The sequence below is a fragment of the Martinezella sp. CNPSo 3890 genome (assembly GCF_057784455.1).
Map to the genome: position 1 here is coordinate 133,796 of NZ_JBXSOR010000010.1, position 23,175 is coordinate 156,970.

The 23,175-nt window shown below is 61.4% G+C and carries 18 protein-coding genes; 13 read left to right on the top strand and 5 right to left on the bottom strand.

Annotation, left to right across the window (positions count from 1 at the left end; genetic code table 11):
• Window positions 1–9: 9 nt before the first annotated feature.
• From AC13RC_RS22165 to AC13RC_RS22175, 3 genes are all read right to left on the bottom strand, one after another.
• Window positions 10–1,320: an MFS transporter gene (locus AC13RC_RS22165; RefSeq protein ID WP_113420415.1), complete on the bottom strand. Its 1,311-nt coding sequence runs from the start codon at window positions 1,318–1,320 to the stop codon at window positions 10–12.
• Window positions 1,321–1,383: 63 nt separating this feature from the next.
• The gene (locus tag AC13RC_RS22170; protein ID WP_488558410.1) at window positions 1,384–2,943 is read right to left on the bottom strand and encodes an indolepyruvate oxidoreductase subunit beta family protein; all 1,560 of its coding nucleotides are present in this window, start codon (window positions 2,941–2,943) and stop codon (window positions 1,384–1,386) included.
• Window positions 2,944–2,952: 9 nt separating this feature from the next.
• Entirely contained in the window at window positions 2,953–5,106 is a 2,154-nt protein-coding gene (locus AC13RC_RS22175) for a thiamine pyrophosphate-dependent enzyme (RefSeq protein WP_488558411.1), read from the bottom strand.
• Between the two features lie 379 nt (window positions 5,107–5,485).
• Between AC13RC_RS22175 and AC13RC_RS22180 the strand changes: the two genes are divergently transcribed.
• The 5 genes from AC13RC_RS22180 (at window position 5,486) to AC13RC_RS22200 (ending at window position 10,851) form a co-directional block, all read left to right on the top strand.
• Window positions 5,486–7,021, top strand: coding sequence for an ABC transporter substrate-binding protein (locus AC13RC_RS22180; RefSeq protein ID WP_488558412.1), 1,536 nt, complete (start codon window positions 5,486–5,488; stop codon window positions 7,019–7,021).
• Between the two features lie 222 nt (window positions 7,022–7,243).
• On the top strand, window positions 7,244–8,251 hold the full coding sequence (locus AC13RC_RS22185) for an ABC transporter permease (RefSeq protein WP_145316228.1): 1,008 nt from the start codon (window positions 7,244–7,246) through the stop codon (window positions 8,249–8,251).
• Window positions 8,244–9,137, top strand: a complete 894-nt coding sequence (locus AC13RC_RS22190) for an ABC transporter permease (RefSeq protein ID WP_145316226.1) — start codon at window positions 8,244–8,246, stop codon at window positions 9,135–9,137. Before AC13RC_RS22185 ends, AC13RC_RS22190 begins: the two co-directional genes overlap by 8 nt.
• Window positions 9,134–10,006, top strand: a complete 873-nt coding sequence (locus tag AC13RC_RS22195; protein ID WP_488558413.1) for an ABC transporter ATP-binding protein — start codon at window positions 9,134–9,136, stop codon at window positions 10,004–10,006. The genes AC13RC_RS22190 and AC13RC_RS22195 overlap by 4 nt, the downstream gene beginning before the upstream one ends.
• Window positions 10,003–10,851 (top strand): ATP-binding cassette domain-containing protein, encoded by an 849-nt coding sequence (locus AC13RC_RS22200; protein ID WP_488558414.1) that lies wholly within the window; start codon window positions 10,003–10,005, stop codon window positions 10,849–10,851. Before AC13RC_RS22195 ends, AC13RC_RS22200 begins: the two co-directional genes overlap by 4 nt.
• A gap of 15 nt (window positions 10,852–10,866) precedes the next feature.
• Here AC13RC_RS22200 and AC13RC_RS22205 read toward each other — a convergent pair whose 3' ends face one another.
• A complete protein-coding gene (locus AC13RC_RS22205; RefSeq protein WP_152092576.1) occupies window positions 10,867–12,480 on the bottom strand; it encodes an AMP-binding protein in 1,614 nt (537 codons plus the stop codon).
• Between the two features lie 296 nt (window positions 12,481–12,776).
• On the opposite strand from AC13RC_RS22205, the gene AC13RC_RS22210 reads away from it, so the two are divergent.
• From AC13RC_RS22210 to AC13RC_RS22245, 8 genes are read left to right on the top strand one after another with little or no spacing between them, the layout of a single operon-like run.
• Window positions 12,777–15,095 carry a bifunctional salicylyl-CoA 5-hydroxylase/oxidoreductase gene (locus tag AC13RC_RS22210; protein WP_488558415.1) on the top strand — a complete coding sequence of 773 codons (2,319 nt, stop codon included), beginning with the start codon at window positions 12,777–12,779 and terminating at the stop codon, window positions 15,093–15,095.
• Window positions 15,096–15,102: 7 nt separating this feature from the next.
• Window positions 15,103–15,882 carry an SDR family NAD(P)-dependent oxidoreductase gene (locus tag AC13RC_RS22215; protein WP_488558416.1) on the top strand — a complete coding sequence of 260 codons (780 nt, stop codon included), beginning with the start codon at window positions 15,103–15,105 and terminating at the stop codon, window positions 15,880–15,882.
• Window positions 15,883–15,885: 3 nt separating this feature from the next.
• Complete coding sequence (locus AC13RC_RS22220) at window positions 15,886–16,737, top strand: enoyl-CoA hydratase family protein (RefSeq protein ID WP_488558417.1); 852 nt, start codon at window positions 15,886–15,888, stop codon at window positions 16,735–16,737.
• A 4-nt stretch (window positions 16,738–16,741) separates the two neighbouring features.
• The gene (locus tag AC13RC_RS22225; protein ID WP_488558418.1) at window positions 16,742–17,923 is read left to right on the top strand and encodes an acyl-CoA dehydrogenase family protein; all 1,182 of its coding nucleotides are present in this window, start codon (window positions 16,742–16,744) and stop codon (window positions 17,921–17,923) included.
• Between the two features lie 14 nt (window positions 17,924–17,937).
• Entirely contained in the window at window positions 17,938–19,119 is a 1,182-nt protein-coding gene (locus tag AC13RC_RS22230) for an acyl-CoA dehydrogenase (RefSeq protein ID WP_113351660.1), read from the top strand.
• An 8-nt stretch (window positions 19,120–19,127) separates the two neighbouring features.
• Window positions 19,128–19,559 carry an acyl-CoA thioesterase gene (locus AC13RC_RS22235; protein ID WP_113330309.1) on the top strand — a complete coding sequence of 144 codons (432 nt, stop codon included), beginning with the start codon at window positions 19,128–19,130 and terminating at the stop codon, window positions 19,557–19,559.
• Window positions 19,537–19,932, top strand: coding sequence for a RidA family protein (locus AC13RC_RS22240; protein ID WP_069611780.1), 396 nt, complete (start codon window positions 19,537–19,539; stop codon window positions 19,930–19,932). The genes AC13RC_RS22235 and AC13RC_RS22240 overlap by 23 nt, the downstream gene beginning before the upstream one ends.
• Window positions 19,933–19,949: 17 nt before the next feature.
• Window positions 19,950–21,917 carry a 3-hydroxyacyl-CoA dehydrogenase NAD-binding domain-containing protein gene (locus tag AC13RC_RS22245; RefSeq protein ID WP_488558419.1) on the top strand — a complete coding sequence of 656 codons (1,968 nt, stop codon included), beginning with the start codon at window positions 19,950–19,952 and terminating at the stop codon, window positions 21,915–21,917.
• A 20-nt stretch (window positions 21,918–21,937) separates the two neighbouring features.
• Here AC13RC_RS22245 and AC13RC_RS22250 read toward each other — a convergent pair whose 3' ends face one another.
• Entirely contained in the window at window positions 21,938–23,149 is a 1,212-nt protein-coding gene (locus AC13RC_RS22250) for an adenylate/guanylate cyclase domain-containing protein (protein WP_488558420.1), read from the bottom strand.
• Window positions 23,150–23,175: the final 26 nt, after the last annotated feature.

Sequence of the window (23,175 nt, forward strand, 5' to 3'; positions counted from 1 at the left end):
CGGTTCGGATCACCGCCTGTTCGGTATCAACGCCGTTGCCAATGCCGCGATGGCGGCAACAATGGCGAAAATATAGAAATTCCATTCCGGGCCGACATTCAGGCTGGCGATGTATCCACCCATCAAGGGGCCGGAAAGCGCGCCGATGCGCGAAAAGCTCAGCGCCCAGCCGGTGCCGGCTGCCCGCACGAAAGGCTGCAGATAAGCGGCAAGATAGCCGGTGAGGATCAGCGATGCCGAAACCGTGCCGAAACCGGCAATGGCGACGACCGTGTAGTTCAGCCAGATGGATCCCTTGAAAGCGAGAAGCGCTATACCGACGGCGCCAAGCAGATAGGATAGCGTCACGGTCAACCGCACGCCAAAACGATCCGCCCATTGGCCAAGCACGATGCCGCCGATCGCCGAGGTGAAGCTGAAGACGGCGAGGAAGAGCAGGCTGTCGCCGAGATCATAACCACTCTTGCGCATGATCTGCGGCAGCCACTGGGCCAGCCCGTAGACGAGGAGCAACCCCATGAACAGTGCGATCCAGAAGCAGGCGGTGGCGAAGGCGTTTCTCGGCGAAAAGATCTCGCCCAACACGGCGCGCCAGCCGAGGCCGGTTTCACGGGGCGCGCTTCCCGCAGGGACGGGAACGCCAAGCCGGGCAGCAAGCCGCCTCGCATTCTCGCCTCGCCCCTTCGCAACGAGGAAATCAAGCGACTCGGGCAGCAACCATGCCATAATAGGCACGAACAATACCGGGAGCGCGCCGATAAGAACGACCGGCCGCCATCCATAATCCGGCAATAACCATCTACCGACGAGCGCAGCGGCAAACAGGCCCAGCGAATAGCCGGAATACATGATGCCGTAATTGAGATTCTTCTTCGCGGTCGGCGAATATTCGATGGTTAGCGCCGCCGCCAACGGAATGATGCCGCCGAGGCCAAGACCGGCGGCAAAACGGCTGACACCGAACCATGTCGGCGTCGGTGACCATGCGGTGACAGCCGTGCAGACGGCGAATAGCGAAAGGCAGGCGAGAAACATCGGCTTGCGGCCGTAGAGATCGCTGAGCGTACCGACGACAATGCCACCGACAAGCATGCCGAAGACGGTGTAGCTGCCCATGGCCCCGAGCTGGAGCGGCGTGAGGTGCCAAACATTGTCGGTGGACAGCGCCGGCAGAATGGCGCCGAGAACGCCGACATCGTAGCCCTCCGCAAAGATCGCCAGCCAGCAAATGAGCACGACGACGAGGCTTCTGGCATGCGAGATCTCACCGCCGCGAGGACTTGAAAGGTCCTTCGCAGCGCCATTTCGAAGAGTGTCCATGCGACTGTTCCCTTTTGGAATTGTCGGTCTTGGCCGATATTATTTGCGTCCGGCGTGGTCGTGTCAGAGTGTCCCGACCGTTTTGAGCGCTCCGTCGAGCGCCGTACCCTTTTCGTCCAGAAGTGCAGCCTGCCGCAGCCGTCGCATCCACGCGGCTCCATCCTCACGCTCGCGCAGGAGCGGCAGCGCCGACATGACACGATCGAACTTGGAAAGACCGCGTGCATGCGTATCGGAATAGCCTTTGACGAGGCGGCGATTGCCGAGCACCTCGACGGCAAGATCGTAATTCGCAGCCAGCAGATTGGATGCGGCTGCCAGCCAGGCCTCGCGATGCTCCACCTCGCGCGCATGCCGCAGCGTGCCGCGACGGAAGCGCCGCAACGCCGAGACCATGTAGAGGCCGAGGAACCAAAACAACGTGCCGGTCTGCACGCGCCGCCCCTTGTTGATGAAGCGATCCAGTCGGGCAAAGAGGCGCGGCCGGCTTTCGATCCAAAGACCGATGCCCTTCGGCATCGTGCCGCAGACCTCATCCATGCGCGGATGCATGTATTCGGTCATGTAGACGATCTGGTCGTCCTTGGCGCCGACTTCCTTGCGCACGCGCTCGAAGCGCGAGCCACGCACCTTCAGATCGGCAACGCGTATGACGTCGTCATAAGCCATGGCAACGGCCACATATTTCGCCGCCTGTACGGTGAAGGCGAAGTCCTTGGTCGCGCCGCCGGTCTTGCGATCCAGCGCTTGGAGTGCCGCGACGCGGCTCAGATACTCATCGGCATAGGCCGGATCCTGATAATCGGTCAGCTTCTTGACGCCTGCAAACAATAGCGGCCAGGCAACCTCCGGAAATTCGGAGCGGATGCGGTTGACGAGGCGATCCAAGGCCGGATGACCCGCCGTCTCAGGCAGGGCATCGAAATGCTTCGGTGGCGTCGCGGAAACCGCATCACGCGGCTTCTCCTTGACCCGGTCGAAGGCGGCATTGAACGCCTTGAGGCTGGGCTCGATACCCTTGCCGCCGGCGCGGATCATCGCCTCGAAAGCCTGCTTGCCGAACGGCAATGCACCGGAGCCGGCCAATGCGCCGAACATGGAAGCGGAAATCACGCTGCCGTTCCTGACAGCCATCGTTTCCATATCGAAGGCGATGGTGCGCTTGGCGGCGAAATCCGTAGCGTCGACTACCACCTCGGCATTGCCGATGCCATCGCCCGGCTTTTCCTTTTCCGCAACGGCAAAGGAGCGATGCGTCGAGGCGATCAGCAGCGTCTTGTCCGGCGTGACGAGGCCGCGCAGCACGGAGCGGCCAGCCTCCATCAACTCGGCCGCCATGACGACATCGACATCGCCCGGCGTCGGCATCAGAGAGAAGATCGGCGCGTGGCCATCCTTCGCAGGCAGCATTTCAATATAATAGATCGTCGCGCCCGTTCGCTGGGCAACGCCGGGCACAGAGGTCGTCTGCGCCATCCAGCCTTCGGCTTCGGCAAGGCCGACGATCCAGTCGGCCAGGACACCGCCACCCTGCCCGCCCATGGCGAGAATGGCGAGCGACAGCGGCTTATCCGTAGAAAGCCTGGCAGCGCCGAGATCATTCATGCTCACATGTTCGTTCATCTCGCCCTCTCAATCTGAAAAGACGATGCGGCCAGCGCGGCGACGCGCCTGCAGCCAGCCGATGATGCTGGAACGCATGCGGGCGACGAACCGATCCCAACCCGTCGGGTTGTGAATGATGTCGGCCCGGTAGAAGGAGGGACAGAGCACCGCCGCCTCCGAGACCTCGCCGCAATTGCCGCATCCCACGCAATTATTGTCGATCGCCGCCACCGGATCGTCCTTCAGCGGATCATCGGTATGCTTGACCGACAGCGAAGGACAGCCGGAAAGGCGGATGCAGGCGTGATCGCCGGTGCAGACATCCTCGTCCACGCCGAAGCGTTCCTTGACCATGCGCTTACCGTCCTTGACAGCCTTCGCGAATTGCGGCTTCACGCGGCGCTGCTTGTTGAGCATGCATTCCGAGGAGGCAACGATGATCTTCGGCCCCGGCTCCTTCGAGGTCAGAGCCTCGCGCAGCGTATCGCGCATCTTCGCGACATCATAGGTCCGATCGATCTGACGCACCCAGGTCGCGCCGATGCCCTTGACGGCATTGACGATGGAATTGTTGGTCTTGCGGCGCGGATTGAGAGCGCGCGAAGAGGGTATGTCCTGCCCGCCGGTCGCCGCCGAGTAATAGTTGTCGACGACGAGGATGACGCCATCCTGCTTGTTGAAGACGGCATTGCCGACCGAGGTCGCAAGCCCGTTGTGCCAGAAGCCTCCGTCGCCCATGACGGAGATCACGCGCTTGTCGGCTTCGACATTGAAGGCTGAGGCCGCGGCCGGTCCCAGCCCGTAACCCATGGTCGTGCTGCCGATATTGAAGGGCGGCAGGATCGAGAAGAGGTGGCAGCCGATGTCGCCGGAGATATGATGCTGGCCGAGTTCGCCCTCGACCATCTTCATGGCAGCGAAGATCGGCCGCTCCGGACAGCCGATACAGAAACCGGGCGGCCGCGGCGGCACGACTTCGGCTAGCGCCTTGATCTTCGGGTCGTTGAGAACAGGCGTCGGATCCGGCAGCGGTGGCTGGTTGCCGAGCAGCACACGCTGGTGAACTTCCAGAAAGTTCTTGATGCCCTTCATCAATACGGGCGCGGTATATTCGCCGCCCATCGGCAGCACGTCCTTGCCAGCGACCTTGGTCTGGATATCGCGGCGGCGCAGGATGGTATTTAGGGATTGCTCGATATATTCGGGCGCCCCCTCCTCCACCATCAGCACCGCCTTCTTGCTGGCGCAGAACTCAGCGATCTGGTCATCCACAAGCGGATAGGCGACATTCAAGACATAAAGCGGCACGGCGGAGTTGCCGTAGACATCGGCAAGGCCGAGCTGCTGCAGCGCGCGCAGCACGCTATTATACATGCCGCCAAGCAGGATGATGCCGACATCGCCCTCCGAGGGGCCGAAATACTCGTTGAGCTGGCGTTTCTTGATGAAGTCAACGGCAGCCGGCCAGCGCTTCTCCAGCTTTTCCTTCTCATGCAGGAAGGAGGCCGGCGGCAGGACGATACGGTTGACGTCGCGAACCGGATTTTCCAGCGCCTGCTTCAGCGTATAGGCCGGCCGCTTGTTGTCCTTGGCGACGAACTGGCCATGGACATGACAGCTACGGATCCCGACCTGCAGCATGACGGGCGTGTTCGACACTTCCGAAAGCTCGAAGCCCTCTTCCACCGCCTGCACGATCGACGGCAGGTTAGGGCGCGGATTGAGCAGCCACATCTGCGATTTCATTGCATAGGCATGGCTGCGCTCCTGCATGATCGAGGAACCCTCGCCATAATCCTCGCCGATGATGATGAGCGCGCCGCCAGTCACCCCGCCCGAAGACAGGTTGGAAAGCGCATCGGAGGCGACATTGGTGCCCGCCGTTGATTTCCAGGTGACGGCGCCGCGCACCGGATACATGACGGAGGCGGAGAGCATGGCAGCAGCAGCAGCCTCCGAGGCCGAGGTCTCGAAATGGACGCCCAGATCCTGCATCACGTCCTTGGCGTCCGCCAGCACGTCCATGAGATGCGAGATCGGCGATCCCTGATAGCCGCCGACATAGGAGACACCGGATTGCAGAAGTGCCTTGGTGATCGCGAGAATACCCTCGCCGCGGAAGATATCGCCTTCCCCGAGCTTCAGATCCTCGACCTCGCGCGCAAACGATCGCTCGGCCATGACGTTACCCCTTTGCCCTTGCGGGCTTGTTTTAAATCATTTGCAAAATCATATTTTGAACTTCCTTGAACTGTCAACGAACAATTATGCGATATCGCCGCATCATTTTGCGATATCAGCCGCGCAGGCAATACGCTGTCACCAGCCGATATTGTTGGTTCGGATATCTCCGTTGCACTCAAATATATGCATATGCATAAAATTTATGCGGACATGTGAAGCCGAGTAAGAATTGCTGACCGGGATTTTACGGAAGCACCAGAGAAAGCGCTTGCCGCTCCAAAATATGTATTTTAAGATTAAAACATTCCGACAATAAATCGCCAGCGGCAGTTGGGCGTCATGCTTTTCTGTCGCTTAACAGGGGAACGGAGTGACCATGACAACGCTTACTCGGCGCGAGGCCCTGAGCCTCGGCGCAGCCGCATTCATGACTGGGATTTTAGCCGGCAGAACGCCTGTGGAAGCAGCGGAAGCCGGCACACTGACCATCGCTTTCAACGTCAATTTGCCCTCTTTCGATCCGACGACAGGCCCGTCGGCCGTTAATCCGACGATCCAGGCGATCTATCGCTCGATCTTCGACCAGTATATCGGCCAGGGACCGGACCTGAAGTTCCAGCCGGGCCTTTTGACGGCCTGGGGCTGGAACGATGACAAGACAAAAGTCTGGATGGACGTTCGCGAAGGTGTGACCTGGCACGACGGCTCCAAGTTTACACCGGATGACGTCGTCTGGTCGCTGGAGCGCGCCGCCAAGCAGGACACCGGCAACCCGATCCAGTTCATCTGGTCGACCGCCAACAATTACAAGGTGGAAGGCAACCGCATCACCGGCGATGTCGTCCGTTTCGAGCCGACCTATTTCAAATGGATGGCCTTTCTCACCGGCTATGTCTTGCCCAAGGACTATTACACCAAGGTGGGCGCGCAGGGCTTCGAAAAGAAGCCGATCGGCACCGGCCCCTATATGGTCGATGCTTATGAGGGCAATTCCTATCTGCGCCTGAAGGCAAACCCGAACTATTTCGGCGGCAAGCCGGCCTTCGATACCGTCATCTTCAAGTTCGTGCCGGATACGACAAGCCGTGTCGCCGAGATCGAGTCCGGCTCGTCCGACGTGACGCTGGAAATCCCCTATGAGGATTTTGACCGGCTGAAAAAGAAATCCGGTCTTGCGGGCGTCGCCACCCCAATCTCCGATATCGGCATGATCTTCATCAGCAATGTCGATCCGATGCTCGACAAGAATGTCCGTCTCGCCGCTAATATGGCGATCGACAAGGAAGCGATCATCAAGCGGCTGCTGCGCGGCTACGGCAAGCCGCTATCGACACTGGAGGCGCCGGAGTACGAAGCCTACGACGCGTCAGTCAAAATCCCTTACGATCCGGAACAGGCCAAAAAGCTCCTGGCTGCCAGCGGCTATTCGCCGGACAAGCCGGTGAAATTCACCATCAAGACGACCCGCGGCTTCAAGCCGAAGGATTACGAGATGATCCAGGCGATCGTCGGCATGTGGCGCAAGGTCGGTATCGAGGCTGAGATCGAAGTCTATGAAATCGCCAAGCATTACGAGTTGCGCGCCGCTCACCAGCTCGGCCCTGCCGCCTTCTACAACTGGGGCAACGCCATCGGCGATCCCACCACCTCGACCGGCTTCGCCATGTTCGGCCCCTCGCCGCACTCAGCCTGGAAAACCAAGGATGTCGACGACATGTTGGGGCCGCTCTGGGTGGAAAAGGACGAGTCCAAGCGCATCGCCGGCTGGAAAGCGGCGATCAAATATATCGCCGAGCAGGGCTACGTGATCCCGTTGCTGCAATATGCCCAGCCGATCATCTATAAATCGAGCCTGAAGGTTACGCCAAACGTTTCCGGCGCCCTGCAGCCGACGCTGGTGTCGAAGGCTTGATGCGTCAAGCTTTGATCGTGCAGCCTTGCCCCTCACCCTAGCCCTCTCCCGGTCCTGAGCTTGTCGAAGGGGCGGGGAGAGGGAACGACCTTTGTATCCTCGCCGGAACAAGTCGTTAGGGGTAGGCTGCAGGTGCCTCTTTCCCCTTCGACAGGCACAGGAGGGCGGATGAGGGGCTTAGGACTCTTCAGCGCCATAGCCGTGGATCGGAACTCATAACGCATGATAGCAGTCTCCATTCTCAACCGGCTGATCATGGCTGCGATCACCCTCCTCGGAGTGGCGGTGATCGTCTTCGTCCTGCTGCGCGTCGTGCCGGGCGATCCGATCGCGATGATGATCTCGCCGGGCGCAAGCCCTGCCGACATCGCCGCGCTGCGCGCCCATTACGGGCTCGATGCGAGCCTGACTACGCAATTCTGGCTCTGGCTGAAATCGGTCCTGATAGGCGATTTCGGTACATCGATCTCCCTGAAGCGCGATGTGCTCTCCCTGCTCGGCGAGCGCCTTCCCGCAACGCTGGAGCTTGCCTTTGCCGCGCTCGTCCTGGCGGTTCTTCTCGGCGGCGCGGTTGCCATTGTCGGCACGCTCGCCCGCCGCACGATTTTCGAACCCGTGATCGACAGCCTGAACGGCCTTTTGCTGGCTGTTCCGGATTTTGTCTGGGCGCTGGCGCTGGTCCTTGTCCTCGGCGTTCTTTTTCCGCTTTTCCCGCTCTCCGGACGCATCGATCCGGGCATCGACGCGCAATTCGCAACGCCCTTCTATCTCATCGAAAGCCTCGTAACGTTTCGGTTTGCGATCTTCGCCGATATCTGCGCCCATATGGTCATGCCGGTCCTGGCGCTCGGCCTGCCGCTCGCCGCCATCATCGCCCGCGTGTTGAAGGCCGCTCTCTCCGAGGCCATGGTGCAGGACTATATTCTGCTTGCCAAACTTAAGGGCATGTCCGAGCTGCGGCTGGTGCTGCAGGAGGCGCTGCGCAATGCCGTCGGCCCGACGATCGCGCTGACCGGCGTGCAATTCACCTTCCTGATCGGCGGCACCGTCATCGTCGAGCGCATCTTCGCCTATCCCGGCATCGGCAACATGGCGATCGATGCCGTCATCAACCGCGACCTGCCGCTGATCCAGGGGCTGGTGCTGGTCTTCGGCGCCCTCTTCATTCTCGTCAATCTGGCGGTCGATCTGCTGGTCGCGGCCTTCAATCCGAGGCTCGCTCATGGCTGACGTTACCTCGCCCGCGATGCCGCAATCACCCTTCAGAATGGCGAAACGTTTGCGCGCGCTGCTCGCCGAGCCAAAGGTGATCTTTGGCGGCGGCTTCATCCTCATCCTCCTCATCCTCGCGATTTTTGCTCCCTATATCGCACCGAAGGACCCGTTGGAGCAGGATCTGATGTCCGGCACCTTACCGCCGGCATGGATCGAGGGTTCCGATCCGGGCTTCCTATTCGGCACCGACGATCTCGGCCGCGACGTGCTGTCGCGCGCCATCTTCGGCACACGCATCGCTCTCACGGTCGCCTTCGTCGCGGCCGGGCTTGCGGCCCTGATCGGCACGCTGCTCGGCCTTCTCGCCGGCTGGTATGGCGGCTGGATCGACAAGGCGATCTCCCGCCTCGTCGATATCTGGATGGCCTTCCCGCCGGTGCTGCTGTCGATTCTGCTGGTTGCGGTCTTCGGTTCCGGCGTGCACTCGGTCATCGCGGCCATCGTCATCATCGACTGGACGCGCTTCTGCCGTGTCGTGCGCTCGGAAACGCAGGCGCAGGCGCGGATGGATTATGTGACCGCCGCGCACACGATCGGCTTTTCGCGGGCCAGAATCCTCTTCAGCGAAATCCTGCCCAATGTGACGCCGGTGCTGATCGCTCTCGTCAGCCTGGAAATGGGCATCGCCGTCATCGTCGAAGCCATCCTGTCCTTCGTCGGCCTGTCGGTCGCTTCCGATACGCCGACCTGGGGCGGCATGATCGCCGAAGGGCGGCAGATGATCTATCAAGGCTGGTGGGTACTGGTCGTACCGCTGATCGCGCTGTTTGCGACGGTGCTTGCCTTCAATCAACTCGGTGACGGTCTGCGCCGCGCCCTCGATCCGGTGATGCGCCGATGACATCTCCACTTCTCTCCATGACGGGCCTCAGTGCCATATCCGACCGCGACGGCGGCGCACCGATCCTGCGCGATGTTTCCCTGACGCTCACGCGCGGCGAAGTGCGCGGTCTTGTCGGCGAAAGCGGCGCCGGAAAATCCACCATCGCCAAAGCCTTGCTCGGCATCCTGCCGCGCAGCGTCCGCATCACAAACGGCTCGATATTGTTCGAGAACCGCGACCTGCTCACACTCTCCGCCAGGGAATTGCGAGACATCATGGGCAGCGAAATCTCGCTGATCCCTCAGGACCCGCAAACGGCCCTCAATCCCGGCCGGCGCATCGAAGCGCAACTGACCGACGGCCTGCGGTTGAAACGGCGCCTGTCATCAGGCGACGCCCGACGGCGGGCACTGAAGTTGCTGGAAGAAGTGCATATCCGTGATCCCGAGCGTGTACTTCGCGCCTATCCCCACGAATTATCCGGCGGCATGCGCCAACGCATCCTGATCGCCGCCGCTTTCGCGCTGGAGCCGAAGCTGGTCGTGGCCGACGAGCCGACCACCGCGCTCGACGTCACCGTGCAGAAGCAGATCCTGCGGCTGATCCGCGGTCTGCAGGAAGCGCATGGCACTGCCGTCATCTTCGTCACCCACGATCTCGGCGTCGTCGCCCAGATCTGCGACAGTGTGACCCTGCTCTACGCCGGCAAGGTGATCGAAGACGGACGCACGAGTGACGTGCTGACGCATCCCAAGCATATCTACACGAAATCCTTGATATCGGCCGGGCCGCGCTATGACCGACCGGATGCCGGGCTGACGCCGGTGCCGCAAGCCGTTTTCGAACAATTGCGCCGCGAGATCGGCATTCCGGAGGGAAGCCGATGAGCGTTTCCGATACTCTCCTTTCGGCCAGAGGCATCGAGGTCACCTATGGCGCCAAGCGGCACCTTCTCGGTCCGCCGGGCTTGGGCATCAAGGTGCTGCACGGCGTCGACATCGATATCAACCGCGGCGAAACCGTGGGCATCGTTGGCGAAAGCGGCTCAGGCAAGACGACACTCGGTCGCGCCCTGCTGCGGCTAATCGACGTAAACGCGGGCACTATCCGTTTCGACGGCCGAGACATTACACATCTGCCTGATGCCGATATGAGACCGCTGCGTCGTCGCATGCAGATGATCTTTCAGGACCCGATGGCCTCGCTCAATCCGCGCCACACGATCCGCCACATTCTTGTCGAGCCGTTACTGCTGCATCGGCTGGCTTCTGACCGGAAAGAGGCCGAGCGGCAGGTTGCCGAAATCCTCGAGCGCGTGACGTTGCCGCAGGCCTGCCTCGACCGCAATCCGCATGAACTCTCGGGCGGTCAGCGCCAGCGCATCGGCATCGCGCGTGCCGCCCTGCTGAAGCCGGATTTCGTGCTGGCCGACGAGATCGTCTCCGGCCTCGACGTGTCGACCCAGGCACAGGTGCTCAATCTGCTGAAGGAACTTTCGCGCGATCTCGGGCTCTCGATGGCGTTCATCAGCCACGATCTCTCCGTCATTCGCGCGGTCTGCGACCGCGTCTACGTCATGCGTAACGGTCGGATCGAAGAGGAAGGCGATTGCGAGCGCGTCTTCACGGCGCCGGCTTCCGCCTATACGCGAATGCTGCTCGACGCCATTCCCCTGCCGGAAATCGATCCGCATTGGCTCGGTCGCGAGACGGGCCAGGAAAACGCTGCCTGATAAGCACTCGGACGTTCAGTTGCGCAGGCGGAAACGCTGTATCTTGCCCGATTCCGTCTTCGGCAGAGCTTCGACGAAGATAATGGAACGCGGATATTTGTAGGGCGCGATGACCGCCTTCACATGATCCTGCAGCTTGCGAACCTGCAGATCCGAGGCAACGATGCCGGGTGCCAGCACCACATGCGCCTGCACGATATGGCCCCTTTCCTCGTCGGGCTTGCCGACGACGGCACATTCCAGCACATCGGCATGCGAAAGAAGGGCTGCTTCTACTTCCGGTCCGGCAATATTATAACCGGCCGAAAGAATGATGTCGTCGGAACGGGCGGCAAAATGGAAATAGCCGTCCTCATCCTGAATGAAGCTGTCGCCCGTCAGGTTCCAGCCATCTCGCACGTAGTCGGCCTGTCTGTGGTCGGCGAGATAGCGGCAGCCGATCGGCCCGCGAACGACGAGTTTGCCGATAACCCCACGCGGAACCTCGTTCATATCGTCATCGACAACGCGGGCCTCATAGCCCGTCAGCGGCTTGCCCGTGCAGTTCGGCTTGGCGTCGGACAGGCGGTTGGAAATGAAGATATGCAGCATCTCGGTCGAGCCGATGCCATCGAGGATGGGCTTGCCGGTCTTGCGCGTCCATTCCTCGAAAATCGGGCCTGGCAGCGTCTCGCCGGCCGAAACGGCGATACGAAGTGAAGACAGATCCGCCCCCTCTTCCATCGCTGCCAGCATGGCGCGATAGGCTGTCGGCGCGGTGAAGCTGATGGTCGCGCCGTACTCCTGAATGATCTCGACCATGTTCTTCGGCGAGGCGTTTTCGAGCAGCGCCGTCGATGCGCCGAAGCGCAAGGGGAAGACGACGAGACCGCCGAGCCCGAAGGTGAAGGCGATCGGCGGCGAGCCGATGAAGACATCGTCCGGCGTCACCTGCAGGACTTCCTTGGCATAGGCGTCGGCAATGATCAGGATATCTCGATGAAAGTGCATGGTGGCCTTCGGCACACCCGTCGAGCCCGAGGTGAAGCCGAGCAGCGCCACATCATCACGCCCGGTTTTGACCGGCTCAAAGCGAACGGGCTTGTTGAGTGCGATCCGGTCAAGTTCGGCATCATGGTTGGCGGTGCCGTCGAAGCCGACGACCTGCTTCAGGAACCGACTGTCTTTGGCGGCTGTGACGAGTTCCTCCAGCAGCCTCGTATCGCAAAGCGCAAACGAGATCTCCGCCTTGTCGATGATCTTCGAAAGCTCTCCGGCCCGCAGCATCGGCATGGTATTGACGGCGACGGCACCGACCTTCGTCACCGCCAGCCAGCAGGCAATCATGGCTGGGTTGTTGCCGGAGCGGATGAGAACGCGATTGCCCGGCTTGACGCCGAAATCCTCGACAAGCGCGTGGGCGATGCGATTGGTCCAGTCCGCCAGTTCCTTGTAGGTGCGACGACGGCCATTACCGATCAGGGCCACGTGATCGGCGAAACCCTTTTCGACCATCCGGTCACTGAGTTCGAAGCCGGCATTCAACCATTCCGGATAATCGAAACCCTCCATCCGCAGTTCCGGCCATTGGTCGAAAGGGGGCAGATTGTCTCGCGTGAATGTATCGGTATGACCGGTCGGTCCCAGCATTGCCTTGCTCCCACATTCTTATCGATCGATCGCCACGACAGCCGTTTCCCCTCGGCGCATGTGGCATTGCTAAAAAAGATCGCACCGAAGGCTGCAATGTTCAAGCAAGAAATTTTAAGCCTAAAATATTTTTGGCTTCTGATTGATTCAAAAAGGCTATTTTCGATTTTCCTGCTATTATGAGTGCCTACAGGCTGCATATTGGAGCAGGAAAAGCCTTGACGAATGGCTCCAACAAGATATTTTAAACTTAAATTATTTTGAGGTCGGCTCCAGCCGAATAAGGAGGGAAAGCGATGCGCATCGTCTGTATCGGCGGCGGCCCCGCAGGGCTCTACTTCGCGCTTCTAATGAAGAAGCTCCATCCTGAACACTCCATCCGCGTCGTCGAGCGCAACCGTCCCTATGACACCTTCGGCTGGGGCGTCGTTTTCTCCGATGCGACCATGGTGTCCATGCGCGAATGGGATCCGGAAAGCGCCACCGAAATCGAGGATGCCTTCAACCATTGGGACGATATCGAAGTCCTGTTCAAGGGCACGCGCCAGCGCACCACGGGCCACGGCTTCGTCGGCATCGGCCGCAAGAAGCTTTTGAACATTCTGCAACGCCGCTGCGAAGCACTCGGCGTCGAGCTGATCTTCGAGACGGAGGTCAATTCCGACCTCGACTATCCCGACGCCGATCTGATCATCGGCTCGGACGGCCTCAATTCCAAGATCCGCAATCATTATCCGGAAGTCTTCCAGCCTGACATGATCACCCGGCCGAACCGCTATATCTGGCTCGGCACCAACAAGCTTTTCGACGCCTTCACCTTCGATTTCCGCCGCACCGATCACGGCTGGTTCCAGGCGCATATCTACAAGTTTGACGACAAGACCTCGACCTTCATCGTCGAGACGACGGAAGAGGCCTATCTCGCCCATGGCCTCGACAGGATGGATCAGGACGGCTCCATCGCCTTCTGCGAAAACCTGTTCGCCGAAGTGCTCGAAGGCGCTTCACTGATGACCAATGCCCGCCATATCCGCGGCTCGGCATGGCTGAACTTCAACCGCCTGATCTGCGGCAAATGGAGTCATTTCAACGGCAATTCCCATGTCGTGCTGATGGGCGACGCCGCCCACACCGCGCATTTCGCCATCGGCTCCGGCACCAAGCTTGCCATCGATGACGCGATCGAGCTGACGCGGCAATTCCAGAACCGCGGGCACGAGAAGGACAAGATACCAGCCGTTCTCGAAACCTACGAGGAAATCCGCCGCGTCGATGTCGCCCGCATTCAGAACGCCGCGCGCAATGCGATGGAATGGTTCGAAGTCGTCGGCCGCCGCTATGCCGATACGCTCGAGCCGCCGCAGTTCATGTATTCGATGCTGACTCGCTCGCAGCGCATCAGCCATGAAAATCTGCGGCTGCGCGACAAGACCTGGCTCGAAGGCTATGAGCGCTGGTTCGCCGAAAAATCCGGCCTCGACGTCGGCAACGATCGCTGCCTGCCGCCGATGTTCACGCCCTACCGACTGCGCGATGTCCAACTTATCAACCGCATCGTCATGTCTCCTATGGCGATGTACTCAGCTGACAATGGCGTGATGAACGATTTCCACATCGTCCATCTCGGCTCTCGCGCGCTTGGAGGCGCAGGGCTGATCTTCGCGGAAATGACCTGCGTGACACCGGACGCCCGCATCACGCCCGGCTGCCTTGGCCTTTGGAACGAGGAACAGGTCGCGCAATGGAAGCGCCTCGTCGATTTCGTTCACACGAACAGCGCCGCCAAAGTCGGCATCCAGCTCGGCCACGCCGGCCGCAAGGGCGCGACGAAGCTTGCCTGGGAAGGCATCGACCAGCCGCTCCCCGAAGGCGACTGGCCGCTGATCTCGGCATCAGCAATCCCCTACCTCAAGAACAGCCAAGTGCCGAAGGCCATGGACCGCGCCGATATGGAGCGCGTCAAGGCCGACTTCATCCGCTCGACCGAGCTCGCCATTGAGACCGGCGCCGACTGGCTGGAACTGCATTGCGCCCACGGCTATCTGCTCTCGAGCTTCCTGTCGCCGCTCACCAATCTGCGCGACGACGAATATGGCGGCAGTCACGAAAACCGCGCCCGCTATCCCCTGGAGGTCTTTAGGGCAATGCGCGCCATCTGGCCAGCGGACAAGCCGATCTCCGTTCGTCTCTCCTGCCACGACTGGACTGACGGAGGCAACACGCCGGAAGATGCGGCTATCTTTGCCCGAATGTTCAAGGAGGCCGGCGCTGACCTCATCGACTGCTCTTCGGGCCAGGTGTCGAAGCAGGAAAAGCCCGTCTATGGCCGCCTGTTCCAGACACCCTTCTCCGACAAGATCCGCAACGAGATCGGCATCCCGACGATCGCCGTCGGCGCGATCTCGGAAGCTGACCACGCCAATTCGATCATCGCCGCAGGCCGCGCCGATCTCTGCGCCGTTGCCCGCCCGCATCTGGCGGACCCCGCCTGGGCGCTGCATGAAGCCGCCAAGATCGGCCTGACTTCCATTCCCTGGCCGAAGCAATATCTTTCCGGCAAGACGCAGTATGAAACCAACCTTGCCCGCGCAGCCATGGCAGCACCGACTAAATGAGGATGAAATGACGATTTCGGGCAAACTCGCCGGCCGTCACGCCCTTATCACCGGGGCCGGCAGCGGCATCGGTGCCGCGATCGCCAGGGCGCTTGCCGCCGAGGGCGCGCGTATCAGTCTAGCCGGTCGCCGCCACGAACCGCTGGAAGCGGTTGCCGCCGAAATCGGCACCCAGGCATTCGTGGTCGATGGCTTCGATGTCACCAGCCCTGAAGCCGTCTCCCAGGGCCTTGCCAAAACCCGCGAAAAATTTGGCCCAGTCGATATCCTTGTCAACAATGCCGGCGAGGCACCGAGCGCAGCCTTCGAGAAGACGAGCCTCGAGGCTTGGAACCACCTCCTCTCGGTTGACCTGACAGGTGTCTTCGTGGTGACGCAGGCAGCCCTTACCGACCTGAAGGCTTACGGTCCCGGCGCGCGCATCATCAACATAGCCTCGACGGCCGGCTTGAAGGGATATGGGTACGTCTCGGCTTACGTCGCCGCCAAGCACGGTGTCGTCGGCCTGACGCGCTCGCTCGCACTGGAACTGGCGAAGACCGGCATCACGGTCAATGCCGTCTGCCCCGGTTTCACCGACACGCCGATCATCCAGCGCTCGATCGAAACCATCGTCGCCAAGACCGGTCGAACGGCCGAACAGGCGCTCGGCGAATTCACGAAATCCAATCCGCAGGGACGCCTCGTCAAGCCGGAAGAGGTCGCCGATGCCGTGCTCTGGCTGGCCTCACCCGCTGCGGCATCGATCAATGGTCAGGCAATTGCGGTTGCTGGTGGGGAGGTTTGAGGGATGAGCGATCGGGACATGACGATGAAGGGGCATCTGAAGCCCTTCAAGGATTACAAGCCTGAGCACTTCCTCTGGGATGTCAGCGAAGATGGCCGCGTCGCCACCATCCGTCTGAACCGCCCAGAACGTAAGAACCCACTGACCTTCGATAGCTATGCCGAACTGCGCGATCTGTTCCGCGACCTCGTTTACGCATCGGATATCCGCGCCATCGTGCTGACGGGCGCGGGTGGCAATTTCTCCTCCGGTGGCGATGTCTTCGAGATCATCGAGCCGCTGACGCGCATGGCGATGCCCGAGCTTCTGGCCTTCACACGCATGACCGGCGATCTCGTCAAGGCGATGCGCAAATGCCCGCAGCCGATCATCTCGGCAGTGGACGGCATCTGCGCCGGCGCCGGCGCCATTCTTGCCATGGCCTCTGATCTGAGGCTCGCGACACCGGAGGTCAAGACAGCCTTCCTCTTTACCCGCGTCGGCCTTGCCGGTGCCGACATGGGCGCTTGCGGTATCCTGCCCCGCATCATCGGCCAGGGCCGCGCCGCCGAGCTTCTCTTCACCGGCCGCTCGATGACATCTGCGGAAGGACAAGCCTGGGGCTTCTATAACAGCCTGCACGCTAGCGCCGAGCTCGAAAACGAAGCGCTCAAACTCGCCCGCTCGCTGGCCGACGGCCCATGGTTCGCGCACGGCATGACCAAGACCATGCTGAACCAGGAATGGGCGATGGGCATTGACGAAATGATCGAATCCGAAGCGCAGGCGCAGGCGATCTGCATGGCGACGCAAGATTTCCGCCGCGCTTTCGAAGCCTTCGCGACCAAGCGCCGGCCTGAATTCCAGGGGGATTGAGCTGATGTCCACAGCAAGCAGCCTCCCCGGCCCGACCCGCGATCACCTGGATTGGCCCTTCTTCGAGGAGCGCCACCACCGTTTCGCCGTCGAGGTCGATGCCTTCGCAAAGTCCGGCGTCATGGCATCGATCGATCATGCCGATGTCGATGGCGCATGCCGGAAGCTGGTCAAGGCGCTGGGCGAAGCCGGGCTGCTGACTGCCGCGACCGGTTCGTCCGACAGCGAACCGCTGATCGATTCCCGCATGGTCTGCCTCGCCCGCGAAACGCTGGCCTGGCATGACGGCCTTGCCGATTTCGCCTTTGCCATGCAGGGGCTCGGCACCGGCGCCATCGGCCTTTCCGGCTCGCCCGAATTGCGCTCGACCGTCCTGCCCAAGGTGCGCTCCGGCGAATGGCTCGCCGCCTTTGCGCTGTCGGAAAAGGATGCCGGCTCCGATGTGGCCGCGATGAGCTGCGCTGCCCGCCCCGATGGCGATCACTATGTCCTCGACGGCGAGAAGACCTGGATTTCCAATGGAGGCATTGCCGACGTTTACACCGTCTTCGCGCGCACCGGCGAAGCGCCGGGAACCCGAGGCATCTCGGCCTTCGTCGTCTTTGCCGACGATCCCGGCTTCTCGATTGCCGAGCGCATCGAAGTGATCGCGCCGCATCCACTGGCGACGATCCGTTTTCATAATTGCCGCATTCCCGCATCGCGCCGCCTCGGCGCGTCAGGCGAAGGCTTCAAGATCGCCATGCGCACGCTCGATATCTTCCGCGCCTCTGTCGCCGCTGCCGGCCTCGGCTTTGCCCGTCGCGCGCTCGATGAATCGCTTGCCCATGCGCGGTCACGTCCGATGTTCGGCGCGGCGTTGGCCGACCTTCAGTTGACGCAGGCCGCCCTCGGCGATATGGCGACCGGCATCGACGCGGCGGCACTGCTCACCTACCGGGCGGCCTGGCGCCGCGACGTGCAGCGCTTACCGACGACGCGCGAAGCCGCCATGGCCAAGATGACTGCGACGGAAACCGCGCAAAATGTCATCGACCGCGCCGTCCAGCTTTTTGGCGGGCGCGGCGTGAAATCGGGCGAGATAACGGAAAAACTCTATCGGGAGATCCGCGCGCTTCGCATCTATGAAGGTGCAACAGAAGTTCAGAAACTCATCATCGCGCGCGAACTTTTGAAGACCAATTAATGGGAGATACCAGCATGAGCCGCGAGATTTTCGACTGGGCCGACCCGTTCCGGCTGACGGAGCAGCTGAGCGACGACGAACGCATGGTGCTGGATACCGCGCATTCCTACGCGCAGGAAAAGCTCGCGCCCCGCGTCCTCGAAGCCTTCCGCCATGAAAAGACCGATCCGGCGATCTTCCGCGAAATGGGCGAGCTCGGCCTGCTTGGCCCGACGATTTCTCCCGAATATGGCGGCGCCGGCCTCAGCTATGTCGCCTACGGCCTGATTGCTCGCGAGGTCGAGCGCGTCGACAGCGGCTACCGCTCGATGATGAGCGTGCAGTCCTCGCTCGTCATGGTGCCGATCGAGACCTTTGGTTCGGAAGCGCAGAAGCAGAAATACCTGCCGAAGCTGGCGACCGGCGAATGGATCGGCTGCTTCGGCCTCACCGAGCCGAACCATGGCTCCGATCCGGGCTCGATGGTCACACGCGCAAAGAAGGTCGATGGCGGCTATAGCCTGACCGGCGCCAAGACCTGGATTTCGAACGCGCCGATCGCCGATGTCTTCGTCGTCTGGGCGAAGACCGAGGATGGTCTTATCCGCGGCTTCATCCTTGAAAAGGGCTGGAAGGGCCTGTCCGCCCCCGCCATTCACGGCAAGGTAGGCCTGCGCGCCTCCATAACGGGCGAAGTCGTGATGGATAATGTGTTCGTGCCCGAAGAAAACCTGATGCCGAATGTATCCGGCCTGAAGGGTCCCTTCACCTGCCTCAACTCCGCACGCTTCGGCATTGCCTGGGGTGCGCTCGGCGCCGCCGAGGATTGCTATGCCAGGGCGCGCCAATATGTGCTCGACCGCAAGCAGTTCGGCCGTCCCCTCGCCGCCAACCAGCTGATCCAGAAGAAGCTTGCCGACATGGTGACGGAAATCACGCTCGGCCTACAGGGCTGCCTGCGTCTCGGCCGCATGAAAGAAGAAGGCCATCCGCCGGTCGAGCTGACCTCCATCCTCAAGCGCAACAGCTGCGGCAAGGCGCTGGATATCGCCCGCGCTGCCCGCGACATGCTGGGGGGTAACGGCATTTCGGATGAGTTCGGCATTGCGCGCCATCTCGTCAACCTCGAAGTGGTCAACACCTATGAGGGCACGCACGACATCCACGCCCTCATTCTCGGCCGCGCCATCACCGGCATCGCCGCCTTTTCGAACTGAGGCCCGCCTTGGCATTCAAGATCACCAGACCTCTGCGCTTCGGAGATTGCGATCCCTCGGGGATCGCCTATTTCCCATCCTATCTGAACATCCTTGTCGGGGTGCTGGAAGACTATTTCGCCTCGATCGGCTTCTCCTGGCGAAAGTTGATCGACGACCGCCGCATCGGTGTCCCCACCGTGCGGCTCGATCTGACCTTCATCAAGCCGGGCCTGCAGGGTGACGATCTCGAATTCGTCCTTGCAGTCCGTGGTGTCGGCCGCTCCTCGCTCGATCTCGAACACCAGGTTTCGGCAAACGGCCATGTGCTGTGGACGGCCAAGCACCGCGTCGTCGCCACTTCGCTCGATACGCATAAATCCCTTGAATGGCCGGAGGATATCCGCGCCGTACTGACCTCTCATCTGGAGACGACCGATGCACACCATCCTGCAACCTGAGGGCTGGGCCAAGCCGATCGGCTATGCCAATGGCATGGCGGCCACGGGCCGCATGGTGTTCGTCGGCGGCCAAGTCGGCTGGAATGCCGCCTGCGAATTCGAAAGCGACGATTTCGTCGAGCAGGTGCGCCAAACGCTGAAGAATGTCGTTGCAATTCTTGCGGAAGGCGGCGCCGAGCCGAAGCACATCACCTCGATGACCTGGTATTTCACCGACAAGCAGGAATATCTCGGCAATCTGAAGGGGATCGGACAGGCCTATCGCGAGATCATCGGCCGGCACTTCCCGGCCATGGCCGCCGTGCAGGTTGTCGCCCTCGTCGAAGATCGTGCCAAGATCGAGATCCAGGCAACGGCAGTCATTCCGGAATAATATAGGCGGTCAAGATCATGTCGGCATTGCGCTTTTCGGACACCATCTCAGCGGCGCTGACCGACGGGATTCTCGTCGTCACCATCAACAATGCGCCCGTCAACGCGCTCTCTGCCGATGTCCGGGTCGGCCTGATGGCTGCATTCGACCATGCGGAGAAGGATGGCAATATTGCCGGCATCGTGCTCACCGGTGCGGGCAACAGCTTCATCGGCGGCGCCGATATCAAGGAATTCGGCAAGCCGCCGGTCGAGCCGCATCTACCTGATGTTATCGCCCGCATCGAAGCCTTTGCCAAACCCGTTGTCGCCGCGATCAATGGCGTGGCCCTCGGCGGCGGGCTGGAAGTGGCGCTCGCCTGCCATCACCGCCTTGCCGCGCCGACCGCGAAGCTCGGCCTGCCGGAAGTCAAGCTCGGCATCATACCCGGCGCCGGCGGCACGCAGCGCCTGCCGCGCCTCACCGGCATCGCTGCCGCCATCGACATGATCGCCAATGCACGCATTATATCGGCTGCCGAAGCACTCAAGCTCGGTATCGTCGACGGCGTGGCCAAAGATGAATTAATCGCCGAAGCTGTCGCCGACGCCAACGCGGCCAACGTCGCATCGTTACGCCGCTCGGGATCGCTGACCGTTCCCCCGGAAGCTGCAGGTGCGATCGACAAGGCGGCATCGGACGCATTGCGCAAGGCGCGCGGCCAGCGTGCACCGGCCGAAGCCGTCCGTCTCGTGCGCCTGGCGGCGACCGCCCCTTTATCGGAAGGGCTTGCCGAGGAACGCCGCACCTTTATTACTCTCCGCGACAGCGAAGAGGCGGCAGCATTGCGCCATGTCTTCTTCGCGGAGCGTGCCACTGGCAAGGTCGAGGGACTGGAGGGCGTCGCTGCTCGCAAGATCGAAACCATCGGCATCGTCGGCACAGGCCTGATGGGTTCGGGCATCGCGGTCTCCGCTCTCAACGGCGGCTACCGCGTCATCGGCGTCGAGCAAAATACCGAAGCGGCTGACAAAGGGCGCGAGCGCATCGCCGGCCTACTCGACAAGGCCGTGCAATCCGGTCGCCTCGATACAGCTGGCCGCGAAGATCGCCTCAGCCGGCTGACCGTGACGGCGGACATGCAGCAGCTGGCGCAGGCCGATATCGTCATCGAAGCTATTTTCGACGATCTCGCCGTCAAGACCGAGCTCTTCCAACGCCTTGATGGCATCGTCCGCGCCGATGCAATCCTTGCGACCAATACCAGCTATCTCGATCCCGATGTGATCGCTTCGGCCACTAAGCTGCCCGAGCGCGTCGTGGGACTGCACTTCTTCTCGCCCGCCCATATCATGCGGCTCCTCGAAGTCGTGCACTGCAAGCAGACGGCGCCTGACGTGCTGGCGACAGCCCTTGCCCTGGCAAAGCGGCTCGGCAAACTGCCTGTCGTATCGGGCGTCACCGAAGGCTTCATCGGCAACCGCATCTTTTCCGCCTATCGCCGCGAAGCGGAATACATGGTCGAGGATGGCGCGTCGCCGCAGGAGATCGACGCAGCACTGGAAGCCTACGGCTTTCCGATGGGGCCCTTTGCTGTGTTCGATATGGCAGGTTTGGAAATCGCCTGGGCGCGCCGCAAGCGGCAGGCCGCAACACGCGATCCCTCGGAACGCTACGTCGTCATCGCCGACCGGCTCTGCGAAGCCGGCCGCTTCGGCCAGAAGACGGGCCGCGGCTGGTATGCCTATCCCGACGGCAAACGGACTGTTGATCCTGAGGTAGCGGTCATGATCGAAGCCGCTCGCGCCGAAAAAGGCATTGTACCTAGGAGCTTCACCGCGGAAGAGATCGTCGGGCGCCTGCTGAAAGCCATGGCCACCGAAGGCGAGGCGTTGCTTGCGGAAGGCATCGCTGCCCGCGCCAGCGATATCGATCTCGTGATGATCAACGGCTATGGCTTCCCTGCAAGCAAGGGCGGCCCGATGTTTGCGGCCGGCCGCCGCTGAAAGCCGTCACCGCGGAGGGGTCAGGCCGCCGAAGAGAGCAGCGTGAACAATTCCTGCGGCCGCTTGACGCCACGCAGTGCATAACGGCCGACGGAAACGAGATCGTTGCTTTGCTGGCCTGCCAGCGCCTCGACGAAATTCGACGACATGAGGATGTTACGGTCAGCCGATCGGCACATCGAAGCGATACGGCTGACTTCGTTGACGGCCGGCCCGATGACCGTGAAGTCCAGCCGGTCCATGCTGCCGATATTGCCATAGAACACGTCCCCGATATGCAAGCCGAGATAAACGTCCGTGACCGGCCGGCCTTCGATCTGCCGCTGCGAATTGAGATCGCGCAGTCGCTGGCGCAGCAGCGATTCCGCCATCAGCGCGGCGGCGCAGGCGTCAGCGGAATTGCGAGCCTTGAAGATCGCCAGCGTGCCGTCGCCGATCAGCTTCAGCACGTTGCCGCCCGCCTCATGGATCGAGGAGATGACCGCATCGGCATAGGCATTCAGCATCGGGATGATTTCATCCGGCTCGGCCGTATCGGAGATGCGCGTGTAGTTGGCGAGATCGGAAAACCACAGTGCCGCCGAAATCCGCTCCGTCTTGCCTCGGGTGATCTTGCCTTCAAGCACATGCCGGGCGGCGTCTTCGCCGAGATAGACCTCGGCAATGGTACGGGCGATGCGGCTCATGCCGGTGCATTTGATGGCGAGAGCAAGCGCCGGCGTCAGCTTGCGCAGCACGCGCAAATCCTCTTCCGGAAATCCCATTTCGGCGGCGGTGGCGAAGTTGGAATAGAAGCAATCCATTTCGCCGATCGTGCCGCCCTCTTCGAAGCGGTGGATCATGGCGATGTAATCGGTGTGACCATCGGCCAGCAGCGTGTCGAGCCCGTAGAAATCGGTCGGATCACCGAAGCCGATACGTCGGCGCACCTCGTCTCCGCCTGTCGTCAGCATATGATAGAAGGCGGAACGCTGCCAATTCTCGGAGGCGATCCCCTGCTGCGTCGGGCCATATTCGAACTCGCGCTCGATGATCTGATTGCCGTCCCAGCGGAAGGCGCGGCCTTCATAGACCGGATGCAGCGTATCCATCAGCGCCATGGCCCGATCGATGTTGAGACCATGCTGACGGCACTGCTCGCAGAAACCCGAGAGGATATCGACTTCCGTCATTCCCTTGAGACCGGCTTGCATGAGCCAGCTGGCAATTTCGCCAATGTCCTTCGCGTCCATGGATATCTCCCGACCCTCTGAAGGAT